We start from the raw sequence: 14,336 nt of genomic DNA, 5'->3' as shown, positions 1-14,336 counted from the left end.
ATTTATTTGCATGAACATCATTCATTAAGCGTTTTATTTTGTTCTCACTTCGAAAAGTGAAGAACTATGTAAAAACAAGTTAATGTGAGTATTCACACAAATTGCATGATAACTAATTGTTAAAGAAATAAGCAGTAATCTCATTCGTTACTCGCTTTGCGCTTCTTGGTTAACGTTGCCGTTTGCCCGAAGCAGGATGCGCATTGTACGCCTCCAAGTTTTGATGTCAACGTTTTTCAGTGTCTTTTTTAAAAGTTTTTACAAACTTTTAAAACCGGCATTACTTAAACTAAAAGTAAAACGTTAAGTTAACTGATTCACTTCAAAAGCGATGAGTTAACTATTCAAAAAAGCTCTTTGGGTTACCCCTTGGAACTGGTTGCGCATTTTAGAGATTTTTACTCTGGCGTCAACTGTTATTTCAACTTAATTGTTTAACTGCTACTTTTTCGAACAACCCCTAATATAAAGCTCGAATAGACACTCTATTTATGATCATTCAATTTATAAAGTATGAAATTATAGGAAAACAGATCGTGTAACCAAAAACTAATTCATACACACAATAAAAAAGCATAATTGAGCTGTATAGAATAATTTGTCTTTAGTTTGCTTAAAAAAAAAGTGTGCCCACTATTGTGGTCACACTTTTTAGAATAAAATAAGAAAAAATTCTTATTTCGAAAATATATGGCGGTGAGCGAGAGATTCGAACTCTCGAAAGGGATAAACCTTTACACGCTTTCCAGGCGTGCGCCTTCAGCCACTCGGCCAGCTCACCGTATAACTTTAGTCTCAAAGTTGCGCTATGGTAGTGAAAAACCTTTTAACACGCAAGTAGAAATCAGGGATAAGTAGATAAAAATCAAGTTATTGATTAAACACTATTCAATGTTTAACTATCTAAGCATTTCCTTTAACTTTAAGTTGATTATCCGCAGCAAAATTCAACATACGATGTAAAGGGATTAAGGCTTTTTCAGCCAAATCAACATCAACAGTAATCTCTTTACCTAATGAATTTTCTAACGCTTCTGAGATTGACTTTAAACCATTCATCGCCATCCAAGGACAATTTGCACAACTACGGCAAGTAGCGCCATTTCCACCTGTAGGTGCAGCGACGAAAGTCTTATCAGGATTAGCTTGCTCCATTTTGTAAAAAATACCTCTATCAGTGGCAACAATAAAGTGCTGATTCGGCATATCTTGACTTGCTTTAATCAATTGACTGGTTGAACCAACTGCATCAGCCATGTCTACAACATTGGCTGGTGATTCAGGATGCACCAATACACCGGCATCAGGGTACTGAGTTTTTAAATCATGTAAAGCTTTCGCCTTAAACTCATCATGAACAATACAAGCCCCCTGCCACATTAACATTTTGGCACCAGTCATTTTTTCAATGTATGCGCCAAGATGACGGTCTGGTCCCCACAGAATAGGTTTTCCTTGGCTTTCTAACATTTCTACAATTTCTAAAGCGATGCTTGATGTAACAACCCAATCTGCACGGGCTTTAACCGCAGCAGAGGTGTTAGCATAAACCACAACCGTATGGTCAGGGTGCTGATCACAAAAGGCAGAAAACTCTTCAATTGGACAACCTAAATCCAATGAACAAGTAGCTTCAAGTTCAGGCATTAAAACTGTTTTTTCTGGCGTTAAAATTTTAGCCGTTTCGCCCATGAACTTAACCCCAGCCACAATAAGTGTTTTTGCTGGATGCTGATTACCAAATCGCGCCATTTCTAAAGAATCAGCAACACAACCGCCTGTTTCTTCGGCCAATGCTTGAATTTCAGGATCAGTATAATAATGAGCAACTAACACGGCATTTTTTTCAATCAACAAGGATTTTATTTTTGCTGTATATTGTGCTTTTTCATCAAGGCTTAATAGTGCTGGTTTAGCTGGATACTGAAAATCAAAATCAACAGCGGCATTAGATTGGCTCATTCTTACTCTCTATTTTTACATATGTTGAGAAACGCGGCAATTATAAGACAAAGCACAAAGAATGTGTAGTATTAAGAAAATTCAACATTAGAGCGGTTAAAAGCCTTGGCTTGGGTATTCATATCATATTGATTGTAAATCTAAGAAGTGGTCGGCCGTGAAGGATTTGAACCTTCGAAGTTAATTTGGCTAACGGTTAAAAGCCTGGGCTTGGGTATTCATATCATATTGATTGTAAATCTAAGAAGTGGTCGGCCGTGAAGGATTTGAACCTTCGACAAATTGGTTAAAAGCCAACTGCTCTACCAACTGAGCTAACGGCCGACATGTTGTTCTATTGGAATAATATTCCAACCTACACTTTATACTCTGTAGTAGAGTTATTCACTTCAACATTCATCACTTGAACATTAAAGCTTTTAGAAGTGGTCGGCCGTGAAGGATTTGAACCTTCGACAAATTGGTTAAAAGCCAACTGCTCTACCAACTGAGCTAACGGCCGACATATTGTTTTATTGGAATAAATTCCAACCTACACTTTATACTCTGTAGTAGAGTTATTCACTTCAACATTCATCACTTGAACATTAAAGCTTTTAGAAGTGGTCGGCCGTGAAGGATTTGAACCTTCGACAAATTGGTTAAAAGCCAACTGCTCTACCAACTGAGCTAACGGCCGACATTGCATTAAGGTTGGTGCCTCAATGCGCCGCATATAATACTCATAATAAAATTTAGTGCAACAACAAATTTCACTTTTTAACTATTATTTTTTTATATGCCTAAAAACACAGCAAAGCGCTACTTTTGTCAGCAATAAAATAACGATTTAGTTACTTTAAACTTTCTAGACGCGGTTTAGCTAATTGTGCAGAAGTTGAATTTGGATATTCACTCAATAATTGACGATACAATTTTATTGCTTTATTTTTACTATTTTGCTGCTGCGCGACCATCGCTAGTTTCAACAACGCATCAGCCCTTTTACTTGAATCTTTAAACTGTTGAACAACAATTACAAATTCTTGCTCAGCTTCATTCAACTTACCTTTATTAAATAACAATTGTCCTAACCAGTAATGAGCATTAGGTGCATAGGTTGATTGTGGGTATGTTTGATTAAAGTGTCTAAATTCAGGGATAGCTTCTTCATAGCGCTTATCTTTAAGGACTAAATTAAGCGCTTTATCATAAGCTTCATTTTCAGTTAAATTATCGCTGTAAGTTTTGGACACCGCTGTGGAATCAATAGCATTAGGTGCTGGTACTGTTGGTTTTAACGCCTCACTTACACGCCTATCAAGCTCTTGGTACAACTCTCGTTGCCGTTCTAGTACCTGAGACAATTGATGAGTATGCAGCTCAGTAACACCACGAAGCTCGTTAACTTGTGTTTGTAAGTCATCGAGCTGTCGCTGAATATTAACCTGAGAACGATTTCGAGAATCTAACTTACGTTCAATATTGGCTAATTGGTCAGTTAGTGACAAAGAAACAGTGCCTTGCTCAGCACTCGCTGTTGAGTTTATATCAATTACTGGCGCTTGTGCTGCTAGCACTATCGAAGTACTAGCAGTTAACATCAAGCCTAATAAAGCAATTCGGTTTGAAAAGGTTTGTTTCATTTATTTTTCCGAAGTGAATAAATGCATTTGCAAGAAATGATTTTTAGTAAACAATTACCGCACGACGGTTTTTAGAGAAAGCTTCTTCAGAGCGATCTTTAACCATTGGCTTTTCTTCACCGTAGCTCACTACAGATAATTGTCCTGAAGTTACGCCCATGTTTTCTAAATAAGTCACTACTGCTTTAGCACGACGTTCGCTTAAGGCGATGTTATATTCTGGCGTACCACGTTCATCAGCATGACCTTCAATCAAGACTTTAACATCTGAATTAGCGTTCAAAAATGTTGCATGCGCATCTAAAAGGCTGGCAAATTGCTCACTAACAGTTGAGACATCGAAATCAAAATAAATAATATGTTCAGAACGTAGTTTTTCTAATTCTTGACGTTTTTGCTCTTCAATTTCAGCAGCACGTTTAGCAGCAGTTACCTGTACACTATCTTCAACAACTTCTTGTGTTACTTCAGTATTAGCATTTGTATCAGTATTACTTTGTTCATCACTGTTATCATTAGAGCTACAAGCTGCTAAAGCTAAAAGAGGTAAAGCAATTACTACATTCTTAAGTGTTTTATTTAAACGCATGTTATTTTCCCTTATTTTACAAAAATTATATTTTAAAATTATTTTCAGTTATTACTATTATCCCCAGACGACTTTAAAATCGTTTGGAAACAACTTACAAAAATGGTGACCAAGCAGGAGACTTCACTTGTCCATCAAGTGCCGGTAAACGAGCCTTAAAGCGACCATCCACCGAGACTAGACCTAATACCTGTCTATTGTTATGTAAAGTGCTGTATATGATCATACCACCATTAGGCGAAACACTCGGTGATTCATCCAAACGAGTTTTAGTTAACACCTGAAATAGACCTGAATCTACTTCCTGCTTAGCTAAACGATACTGACCACGTGTTCTATTAACCATGATCAGTTGCTTGCCGTCAGGAGTGACTGAGCCGCCAAGATTCATTTCACCATTAAATGTTAATCGTCTTACTTTACCGTCGACTAAATTTACGCGATAAAGCTGAGCTTTACCACCCCGTTCTGAACTAAATACTAAAGAATTACCATCGGGTAACCAACTTGGCTCAGTGTCAATAGCCCGATTACGTGTTACTCGGCGTAATTTTTTGTTGGCTATGGTCATAACATAAAGATCAGGATTACCGTCTTTAGATAAAACCATCGCCATTTTTTTGCCATCAGGTGAAAAACGAGGTGCACTGTTTATCCCCTTAAATGAACTAAGCAATTGACGCTGACCTGTATATATATTCATGATATGAATTTGTGCTTGACGATTTTCAAAAGAAACGTAAGCCAATTGTTCACCATCTGGATGCCATGTTGGTGACATCAATGGTTCATTAGAACTTAACAAAACCTGCTCATTAAAACCATCATAATCAGCAAACGCTAATTGATACGGATATTTTCCTTGATCGCGCACGATAACATAAGCAATCTGTGTTAAGAAAGCACCTTTACTACCTGTTAGTGACTCATAAACAGCATTGCTGATGGTGTGACCATAACGGCGAAATTGTCCACTGTTAATTTGAGCACTGCTTTGACTAAGAATATGATCTTGTCCTCTAATCAACTCACCATTACTGAGCATAGATGCTTGCCCACCGGTGATTTGACCACGAATGACATCAACCAATTGATAACTAACTTGATACTGCCCCAATGTATTTTCTTTAATAGAGCCAATAACAATAGCTTCTACGCCAGTACTTGCCCATGCACTATAATCAATGTTTTTCGCAGAAGTAGGTAACTGTGGGAATTTGTTTTTACTGATAGGGCTAAACTTACCACTTCGCAATAAATCATCACTAATAACCTTAGAAATTTTCTCAGGCAACTCACCCGTGCCTTGCCACTGAAAAGGAACTACAGCAATAGGGCGAGCACTATCTATGCCACCCGTTATCACTATTTCAAGTGTTGCCATCGCAGAGGTGGAAAGTAGGGAGATGAAAAGTCCAAGGAGTAATTTAATTTTCATTGTTCACTTCTAAATCAGTTAAATAATTAATTAATCAATCAATCATTATGGGTTATTGAATTTTTTCATTTAAAATTCAGGTAATACGGTAACACTAATCTTGCGCATTTCTTTGAACACTTCTGGATCTTTCGACACAGGTAATGTTCCGGCTTTATAAACAGCTCTTTTCGCGGCTTCACAAACCGCCGCATCGCCATCAACAACGCTTGCTCTAGTTACAAAGCCTGATGGTGCAAGACTTATCAATAATTTACAAGACCTTCCTTCCATCGTACTGCGATCATTAATCATGTTTTGCTCTATAACACCTTTAATCAGTACCGCATAACGCTGGACTTCTGACATCATTTGCTGTTGACGGGCTTTATTTCGCGTGGCCATTTCCGCTGCCATTTGATCGGCAAGTTGTTTATCAAGAACGGCTTGTTCTGCTGCGGCTTTTTCTTGACGTTTGCGTTCAGCTATTTTCTTTTTACGTAAATCGTCTGCTTTCTTGGCAGCCGCTTCGGCTTTAAGTCGTTTAGTACGCGCTTGTGCTGCTGCGTCTTCAGCTTTTTGCTTTTCTTGTTCTTTTTGCTTTCTTAATTTTTCAGCTTTTGCCGCTTTTGCCGCTGAGTCTTTTGCTGCTTTATCAGAACGCTTCTTCTCTTGTTCTTTTTTCTTACGCTGTTTTTCTAATTTTTTAATGCGTGCTTCTTCTTTAGTGCGACGTTTCTTTGCATCATTAGCACGTTTTTCAATATTTTGAAGTCGTTTTCTTTCTGCTGCTTTGTCATCAGCTTTTTGTTTTTTTATTTTATTAATCGCTTTTTGCAATTTAGCTGAATCAATTACGGTGGCCTGAATAGGCTTTACTTCTTGAGCGACTGCCGTATTTTTTTTCGGTTTTGCTTCGGTAGTAAAATCACCAACAAATAATACAGCAACTAATACTATATGCAAAACAACACTGACGGTTAATGGAATCAGGAACTTCTTGTCCACCTTAATTCTCCACAGGATCTGTCATCAAGCCTACCGAAGGTACACCTGCAACATCTTGTAATAGCACCATTAACTGAATAACCGCATTATATGAAACGGCTCCATCACCATTAACCACTACAGGCGTATCAGGGTTTACCGCTAAATGAGCTTTAACTAAAATAGCAACTTCTTCTGCAGATAATGGTTCTTTGTCGTTAGCGCCTAGGGTTATATAATATCGACCTTGAGCATCAACTGAAGCAACCAGTGGCGGTTTGGTATCTTTATCTAACGACTCTGCTGCTGCTTGAGGTAAATCAACTTTTACCCCTTGAGTAATTAATGGTGCTGTTACCATAAAAATTATTAATAACACCAACATAACATCAATATATGGAACGACGTTAATTTCGGCAACTTTACGACGTCTAACTCTTTGATACATATGTTACTCCCCAATTAACCTTGCTGTTCAATTGCGGTTTGACGTTGCAAAATACTCGCAAATTCTTCCATAAAGTTACCATAGCTATTTTCAAGCTTTTCAACTTTATGACTAAAGCGGTTAAATGCCATAACGGCTGGAATAGCGGCAAATAGTCCCATTGCTGTAGCAATAAGTGCTTCAGCAATACCAGGAGCGACCATGGCTAATGTTGCTTGTTGTACTGAGCCTAAGCCGATAAAGGAATTCATAATTCCCCAAACCGTACCGAATAAGCCGATATAAGGGCTAATAGAACCGACGGTAGCCATAAAAGGTAAATGCACTTCTAAACTGTCTACTTCACGTGATAGCGCAACACGCATTGCTCTATGTGTGGCATCAACAATGGTTTGTGGATTATCTATATGGCTTTTACGTAAGCGAGCAAATTCTTTAAAACCAGCAACAAATAAACTTTCAATGCCTTGTATTTGATTTTTTGAGGAGATTTCATTATATAGTTTACTTAAGTCGGCACCACTCCAAAACTTATCTTCAAATGCTTTTAATTGTTGTTTCGCCATGTTTAATGCTTTTCTACGCTGAAAGATCATAGCCCAACAAGCAACTGAAAAACCGAGTAACACCAACATAACAAACTTAACAAGCAAACTAGCTTCTAATACAAGTTCAAAAATTGAAAATTCAGCAGACACGTTTAAACGCTCCTAATATAGATTCTGGAATAGCCATAGGCTTAGCATTTTGAAAATTAACACAAGCAACTCGTATTGTTGCAGTACATATCACTTGTTGTGCTTGGTTAGTTATTTGTTGATGAAAAACCAAACTAGCGCGTTTGAGCGTAATAATAGTGGAATTAACATTAAGTAAATCATCTAACTTTGCCGAAGCAACATTATCCATTTCAACCCTTCTGACTACAAAACCAATTTTTTGTTCCAAAAATTTTTGCTGATTTATACCAAGTTCTCTAAGCCACTCAGTACGAGCGCGTTCAAAAAACTTTAAATAGTTGGCATAATAAACAATTCCACCTGCATCGGTATCTTCATAATAAACTCTTAAAGAATAATGTTGGCCTGTGTTCGGCATTTAAAATAGCTTTCGAGGGTAATAGACTTAGATAAATGTATAGTAATAGATAACCTAGGAGACAAACAAGGTGAAGTTCATGAATATTTACATTTTTATAGTAAAAAATTAATTATTTAAAAAAACTTGAAGTTAACTTACTTTAATTAAAAGCAAAATAACTAATCTTTAATCTATTTATTTACCACAAGATAAATAATAAATTGGTAATTATTCACCATACCCAGCGTGCACGTCATTCCGGTTGTGTCTTAAGCCGGAATCTGCCTGTTTTAAACATTAGACTCCCGATTAAAACATCTCGGGAGTGACGATAGGTGAGTAGTCACATAAATTGTAGGTTTTTTTCTTAATGTTTAACGACTAAATGATTAGTGCTAACAATATAATTAATTACAATTGCCCAAGCACTTGTGCGGGTTCTATTTTAGTCGCCTGCCAAGCAGGATAAATAGTGGCTAACAATGACATAATAAGTGCGGTTATTACCGTAATGTATACATCAGACATAAGTAGGTGACTTGGTACATGATCAATAAAATACACGTCAGCCGACAGCAGTGTTAAGGTAAACAAGCGCTCTATGAAAGCGACAATATCAGCAAGATTCAACGCTACAATCACACCAAGAAAGCTACCAACAATACTGCCTAACAGCCCATTAACTAAGCCTTGATAAATAAAGGTCAGCATGATTAACTTAGTACTGGCGCCCATAGTTTTAAGAATAGCTATATCACCTTTTTTATTATTGACTGCCATAATTAACGTAGAGACTATATTAAAACTAGCTACCGCAATAACTAAAACTAAAACAATAAACATAACCATACGAACCATTTGTATATCGTTAAATAAGTGCCCTTGAGTACGAGTCCAATCTTTGATATAAACATAATGGTCAAACTTATGTGCAATCTCTCTGATGATGTTTGGCGCTGCAAAAACATCATTAAACTTCAAACGAATTCCTTGTGTTTCACCTGGCTTATAATTTTTAATGTCAGCAGCTTGCGATAATGAAATATAAGCAAGTGTTTCATCAACAACACCACCAAATTTAAAAATACCGACAATTTTTACATAACGCTTTACCGGGGCAGAAAATACATTTTGTTTCGCTGTACCGTTGTTAGAGGGTAATAATATTTGAACTTTATCGCCAAGTTTCACCGATAGCTTTTTGGCTACCCCTGCGCCGATAACAATCCCATTACCTAGTCTTTCATTATTATCTCTATCGTTACTTTTATTACTTAGGGCTTGCCAACTTCCCTCAACAATATAATTTTCTATATCTGATACTAGTGTTTCTAAATTTACATCAACGCCTTTTATTTCTAATGCCTTGAGCTGTGCTTTATGTTGCATCATACCTGTTAAAATAATGACAGGTGCTGCAGCAACAACTTGCGGGCTCTTTTGTATTTTTTTAATATTTTCAGGCCACTTTGGAATGGGCTGGTTCACAGACATTAATTCAGCATGAGGTACTATAGATAAAAGCTTATTAGCTAACGCTTTTTCAAAACCGTTCATGGCACTTAATACCACAATCAATATCATCGTGCCTAATGCAATACCAATAGTTGAAGAGGCCGATATAAAAGTAGAAAAACCCTGACCATGACGACTACGAACATAACGTAATGCTAAAAAAACACTTAATGGCGTAAATATTGACTCTGATGGAGTTTCTTTATCAAGTGTCTTAGTTGAACTCGTCATTTTAGACATTTGTTGTTGGCTCAAGATTAGTAGACTTAACATTATTTAAAGCAACTGGATCACTGTCAACAAAGGGCATTAATTTACCATGATCTAGTTTCAGCTGTCTGTCCATGCGCATAGCTAAAGCTATATCATGGGTCACGATGACAAAACTAGTTTGCACACTTTCGTTTAAACTACGGAGTAACTGATAAATTTGTTCTGCGGTATCACTGTCTAAATTACCGGTTGGTTCGTCCGCTAAAATTAGTGATGGTTTAGTCACCAATGCTCTTGCAATTGCAGTACGTTGGCGCTCCCCTCCTGACAATTCACTAGGTCTGTGATGACCACGATGAGCTAAACCGACCTGCGCTAGTACTTCAGTTGCCACCGCTATTGCTTGTTTAGGATTATCCCCACGAATAAGTAGAGGCATAGCAACATTTTCAAGGGCAGTAAATTCCATCATTAAATGATGAAATTGATAAATAAAACCAATATGCTGATTGCGAAAAACAGCCCTTTGCTTATCTGATAAAGTTAAAATATTAACATCATTAATAAACACTTCACCCGAAGTAGGTAAATCTAGAGCGCCAGCAAGATGCAAAAAAGTGCTTTTACCACAACCTGAGCTACCAACAATCGCCAGTAATTCTCCCTTTTCAACCGTCAAATCTAAACCATCTAACACTTTTGTTTCTATATCGCCTTGCTGATATGACTTAGATAATTGATGACAGTGTAATGCCTTACTCATTGCGTAGAACCTCTGCTGGTTGGGTTTTTGATGCTTGAAAAGCAGGATATAACGTCGCAACAAAACTCATGACGAGTGCTGACAACACAATAACTACAACATTATTAACTTCAAGTTGCACAGGTAAGGATTGTGCCGCATAACCTCCTCCCAAAATATTAAGTCCGAACGTCGCTAATATTTCATTGAGATTTAAAGCGATTAGTACCCCAAAAACACTCCCCAGAGTGACGCCCCATAAGCCATTCACCATACCTTGGGTAATGAATATTTTAACAATACCCATTCTAGATAATCCTAATGTTTGTAAAATACCTATTTCTCCTTGCTTTTCTACCACCACCATAACAAGCGCTGAGACAATATTAAACGCAGCAACTGCGACAATCAAACTCAGCATTAACCACATCATTTTTTTCTCCATATTAACAGCAGAAAAAAGCGCTCCTTGACTATCATTCCATGTAGTAAAAGAGAGTGGCTTAATAGCGAAATCTACTTGATTAGCCAATGTTAACGCGTCTACTACTTGCTGAGCATTAAAAGCATCATCTAAATAAAGGCGTAATTGATTTATACCGTCACCTTTTCGACGTAATAATTTCGCACCATATTTACTGTGCACATATACCATAGAATCATCAACTTGAGAACCAACATCAAAAATTCCACTGATAATAAAGTTTCGTTGCACAGGAACTCTACCCATAGGGGTAAAAATAGTTTGATTGGGCAGAACTATACGTATTGTATCTAGCATCGACACTTTTAACTTATTTGCTAAAGAGCGACCAATAACAATGCTATATGCTTGCTCAGACAAACTTGACAAGTAGCCTGAGACCATATGACTGTTAATAATATTATTTTCTTCAAATTCAGGAATAATACCCTGCAACAAAACACCTTGCAGGTTTGTCGATGATTGAATCAGCGCTTCGCTACTTAAAAAAGGAGTTACTTGCTGTATATTTTTTTGCTGTAGAAGCTGCGTTCGAAGTTTGGGCCAGTTTTTGAAAGAACTCGCTTTAACATTATTCTCTTGAGTAAAAAGTTCTTGCGAGACATGCTCTTGAGTAACAATAACGTGAGGTACGATACCTAAAATTCGTTTTTTAAGTTCACCTTCAAAGCCATTCATCACAGAAACAACCGTGATCAACGAAGCTACCCCAAGCAAGATACCTACGGTAGAGAAAAAAGTAATAAAAGAGATAAAACCTGCACGGTTTTTACTGCGACTATAACGTAAACCAATAAATAGACTAACAGGTTGAAACATTTAATATTGTGACTAAAAGTGACGAAAATATTCGTGTTGATATAAGATGTTTAGCATAACACAGCAGTTTAATTTTCTGTGCAAAATAAATAAAAGATACTTAAATAACGTCATTTCTGCTATAACTTTGTTATTGAATGAGATTTTATTATAAAGTCTTAAACCAGTTAAGCATTAGCAAACATGACACAAATGAATAACGAAACAATCGAGAAAAAACTCGCTAAGTATCACGAGTTTTTTTCAATAGAACATAACTTTAGCATTAATATTTTGCCACTTGAGTTAACTAAAGTGGCGAGTTTTGAACAGTTTTTAGTCGATATGCCTACGCCTTTTAAAATGGCAAGTGATATGAAAAGCATTGATCAATCAGCACTACGTCCATTACAGGCGCTTTCTGGCGTTGCCGGTCAACTAGTTGAATTTTTAAATCATCAATCATCAAAAATAGACTTACTTATTGGTTATATTTTAAGTCAACAAGATGATGAAGAGCACAGATACCAAGGCATTAAATTTGGTGGTGGCGGCTTATTATTTACCGCAAACACAGCATTCAAACTAGCCCAGTTTTTAGAAATGAAAATTTTTTTACTCAATCAAAATTGTGCTGTTTTCTGTTATGGCGAAGTTATTGAAGTACAGCAAGAACAAGAGTCCTATTTACATAAAGTAATATTTCACTTTATCCGTGAAGATGATCGAGAAATACTAGTTCGAAACAGCTTACACGAGCAATCTAAACAACTACAAGTACTTGCTCAGCAAAGAAACCAAGAAGGAAAGATATAAAATATTATTTATTAATGTACATGATAAATAAGTTTAATTACTCTGAAAGATACGCACCGATTGCCCTGAGCCTGTCGAAGGGTAAAATCAAACTATTTCAACTAAATAACATTATCAGAGGATTTATGTCATTAAGCGTTATTATATTAATTTTTTTAGCCCTTGGAATCATTCTCGGCGGCGTTTTATTATTAAAAAAGTCCGCAAGGAAATTTGATTTAACAACAGAACAATTAGAAAGCATTAAAAAGCGAAATAAAGAGTTAGATGCAAAAGAGCAGGATGAAAAAAATTAGCTAAGAAACTCAACATTGCGCAAGTCTTCTATACCCAACCTTATATACTGAACCTGAAAAATACTCACTATATAACGACAGAAAAGAAGGTTTTTAATTACGATACAAGGTTTTAATTAAGTGATAGCCAAATTTTGTTTTTATCGGCCCATGTACTGTTAACAATTCTTTTTTAAAGACTACATCATCAAACGCTTTAACCATTTGTCCACGACGAAATTCACCTAAATCTCCCCCTTTTTTCTTTGATGGACAGATTGAAAATTTTCTTGCTAATTGTGCAAAATCGGCTCCTTTAGCTAACTTTTCCTTTAATTCAAACGCCTGTTTTTCTGTTTTCACTAAAATATGAATTGCTGCTGCGTTAGCCATCACTAATCCTTAACTACTAATTCAACGATATAACTAATTATACCAAGGTTTAACCTAGCACTAGTACCATATTTTTCTTTTACTTTTCTGCCTGTTGACATAAAATGTCATTAGAGAATTTTAATGGCATCGAGTTATATATATTTATGAGTACAATAAAACATTTATTTGAAAATAATAAGAAATGGGCTGACAAAATCACAGCAGAAAACCCTCATTTTTTTCAAGGCCTTTCAGAGCAGCAATCACCAAAATATTTATGGATAGGTTGTTCTGACTCTCGCGTGCCTGCTAATGAATTATTAGGGATGCAACCAGGAGAAGTGTTTGTTCACCGTAATATTGCCAACCAAGTTATCCATACTGATTTAAACTGTTTATCGGTTATTCAATTTGCAGTAGATATTTTAAAAGTTGAACACATTATCGTCTGTGGACATTATAGTTGTGGCGGCATTAGTGCTGCTTTTGATGATAAAAGCCACGGTTTAATTGATAATTGGTTACGTCACATTCAAGATGTATATCGCTTTAATAAAAAGAAATTAGATGCGGTAGCAGACGAGCCTCAGCGAATGAATTTAATGTGTGATTTAAACGTTATTGAACAAGTGGCTAACGTATGTAATACCACGATATTACGTAATGCTTGGTTTACTAAGCAAAATGTGACCGTGCATGGTTTAGTTTACAATTTACATGACGGTATATTGAAAGACTTAAATGTCTCAGTTAATAGTAATTAATGTAAATTTTAAGTGATGAGTTGCAAAAAGTCCATTTCGTTACTTGAAATTATAAAACACCAGGTTCCATTTGATTTAATTCAATCGATTTAAACAAGGTGTATTAGTCTATTTACAGACAATATCGAGTAGGGTGAGGCTCATGCCTCATCCCTCTCACAGAACCGTACGTACGGACCTCGTATACGGCTCATGCAATTTACTATTTCTCATCACTTTGATCAGTAATAAGAAGCGAGAACGCCT

The 14,336-nt window shown here is 36.4% G+C and carries 15 protein-coding genes and 4 tRNA genes; 3 read left to right on the top strand and 16 right to left on the bottom strand.

Annotated elements, in window-relative coordinates:
- Positions 1-691 precede the first annotated feature (691 nt).
- From DWA31_RS05885 to DWA31_RS05815, 15 genes are all read right to left on the bottom strand, one after another.
- Positions 692-781, bottom strand: a tRNA-Ser gene (locus DWA31_RS05885).
- A 122-nt stretch (positions 782-903) separates the two neighbouring features.
- Positions 904-1,962: a quinolinate synthase NadA gene (gene nadA / locus DWA31_RS05880; RefSeq protein ID WP_114325710.1), complete on the bottom strand. Its 1,059-nt coding sequence runs from the start codon at positions 1,960-1,962 to the stop codon at positions 904-906.
- A gap of 248 nt (positions 1,963-2,210) precedes the next feature.
- Positions 2,211-2,286 (bottom strand) — tRNA-Lys (locus DWA31_RS05875).
- 102 nt (positions 2,287-2,388) lie between these two features.
- Positions 2,389-2,464 (bottom strand) — tRNA-Lys (locus DWA31_RS05870).
- A 101-nt stretch (positions 2,465-2,565) separates the two neighbouring features.
- Positions 2,566-2,641 (bottom strand) — tRNA-Lys (locus DWA31_RS05865).
- 154 nt (positions 2,642-2,795) lie between these two features.
- On the bottom strand, positions 2,796-3,587 hold the full coding sequence (gene ybgF, locus DWA31_RS05860) for a tol-pal system protein YbgF (protein ID WP_114325709.1): 792 nt from the start codon (positions 3,585-3,587) through the stop codon (positions 2,796-2,798).
- A gap of 43 nt (positions 3,588-3,630) precedes the next feature.
- Positions 3,631-4,176, bottom strand: coding sequence for a peptidoglycan-associated lipoprotein Pal (gene pal, locus DWA31_RS05855; RefSeq protein WP_114325708.1), 546 nt, complete (start codon positions 4,174-4,176; stop codon positions 3,631-3,633).
- Positions 4,177-4,270: 94 nt separating this feature from the next.
- Positions 4,271-5,614 carry a Tol-Pal system beta propeller repeat protein TolB gene (gene tolB, locus DWA31_RS05850; protein WP_114325707.1) on the bottom strand — a complete coding sequence of 448 codons (1,344 nt, stop codon included), beginning with the start codon at positions 5,612-5,614 and terminating at the stop codon, positions 4,271-4,273.
- A 69-nt stretch (positions 5,615-5,683) separates the two neighbouring features.
- Positions 5,684-6,601 carry a cell envelope integrity protein TolA gene (tolA, locus tag DWA31_RS05845; protein ID WP_114325706.1) on the bottom strand — a complete coding sequence of 306 codons (918 nt, stop codon included), beginning with the start codon at positions 6,599-6,601 and terminating at the stop codon, positions 5,684-5,686.
- Between the two features lies 1 nt (position 6,602).
- Entirely contained in the window at positions 6,603-7,028 is a 426-nt protein-coding gene (tolR, locus tag DWA31_RS05840; protein WP_114325705.1) for a protein TolR, read from the bottom strand.
- A gap of 14 nt (positions 7,029-7,042) precedes the next feature.
- Positions 7,043-7,726, bottom strand: coding sequence for a protein TolQ (tolQ, locus tag DWA31_RS05835; RefSeq protein WP_114325704.1), 684 nt, complete (start codon positions 7,724-7,726; stop codon positions 7,043-7,045).
- Positions 7,716-8,126 carry a tol-pal system-associated acyl-CoA thioesterase gene (ybgC, locus tag DWA31_RS05830; protein WP_114325703.1) on the bottom strand — a complete coding sequence of 137 codons (411 nt, stop codon included), beginning with the start codon at positions 8,124-8,126 and terminating at the stop codon, positions 7,716-7,718. Before ybgC ends, tolQ begins: the two co-directional genes overlap by 11 nt.
- 393 nt (positions 8,127-8,519) lie before the next feature.
- Positions 8,520-9,863 (bottom strand): lipoprotein-releasing ABC transporter permease subunit LolE, encoded by a 1,344-nt coding sequence (gene lolE, locus DWA31_RS05825; protein ID WP_245942507.1) that lies wholly within the window; start codon positions 9,861-9,863, stop codon positions 8,520-8,522.
- The gene (lolD, locus tag DWA31_RS05820) at positions 9,856-10,599 is read right to left on the bottom strand and encodes a lipoprotein-releasing ABC transporter ATP-binding protein LolD (protein WP_114325702.1); all 744 of its coding nucleotides are present in this window, start codon (positions 10,597-10,599) and stop codon (positions 9,856-9,858) included. Before lolD ends, lolE begins: the two co-directional genes overlap by 8 nt.
- A complete protein-coding gene (locus DWA31_RS05815; protein WP_114325701.1) occupies positions 10,592-11,881 on the bottom strand; it encodes a lipoprotein-releasing ABC transporter permease subunit in 1,290 nt (429 codons plus the stop codon). Before DWA31_RS05815 ends, lolD begins: the two co-directional genes overlap by 8 nt.
- Positions 11,882-12,073: 192 nt before the next feature.
- Between DWA31_RS05815 and DWA31_RS05810 the strand changes: the two genes are divergently transcribed.
- Together DWA31_RS05810 and DWA31_RS05805 are read left to right on the top strand one after the other, a co-directional pair.
- Positions 12,074-12,676 carry a PilZ domain-containing protein gene (locus DWA31_RS05810; RefSeq protein ID WP_114325712.1) on the top strand — a complete coding sequence of 201 codons (603 nt, stop codon included), beginning with the start codon at positions 12,074-12,076 and terminating at the stop codon, positions 12,674-12,676.
- A 125-nt stretch (positions 12,677-12,801) separates the two neighbouring features.
- Complete coding sequence (locus tag DWA31_RS05805; protein ID WP_114325711.1) at positions 12,802-12,972, top strand: DUF2897 family protein; 171 nt, start codon at positions 12,802-12,804, stop codon at positions 12,970-12,972.
- Positions 12,973-13,065: 93 nt separating this feature from the next.
- Here the strand turns inward: DWA31_RS05805 and ppiC are convergent, their stop codons facing one another.
- On the bottom strand, positions 13,066-13,344 hold the full coding sequence (ppiC, locus tag DWA31_RS05800; RefSeq protein ID WP_114325700.1) for a peptidylprolyl isomerase PpiC: 279 nt from the start codon (positions 13,342-13,344) through the stop codon (positions 13,066-13,068).
- 146 nt (positions 13,345-13,490) lie between these two features.
- Between ppiC and can the strand changes: the two genes are divergently transcribed.
- On the top strand, positions 13,491-14,090 hold the full coding sequence (gene can, locus DWA31_RS05795; RefSeq protein WP_114325699.1) for a carbonate dehydratase: 600 nt from the start codon (positions 13,491-13,493) through the stop codon (positions 14,088-14,090).
- Positions 14,091-14,336 lie beyond the last annotated feature (246 nt).

The sequence above is a fragment of the Candidatus Colwellia aromaticivorans genome (genome assembly GCF_003333305.1).
Taxonomy (GTDB): Bacteria; Pseudomonadota; Gammaproteobacteria; order Enterobacterales; family Alteromonadaceae; genus Colwellia; species Colwellia aromaticivorans.
This window is presented reverse-complemented; position numbering and strand designations above follow the sequence as displayed.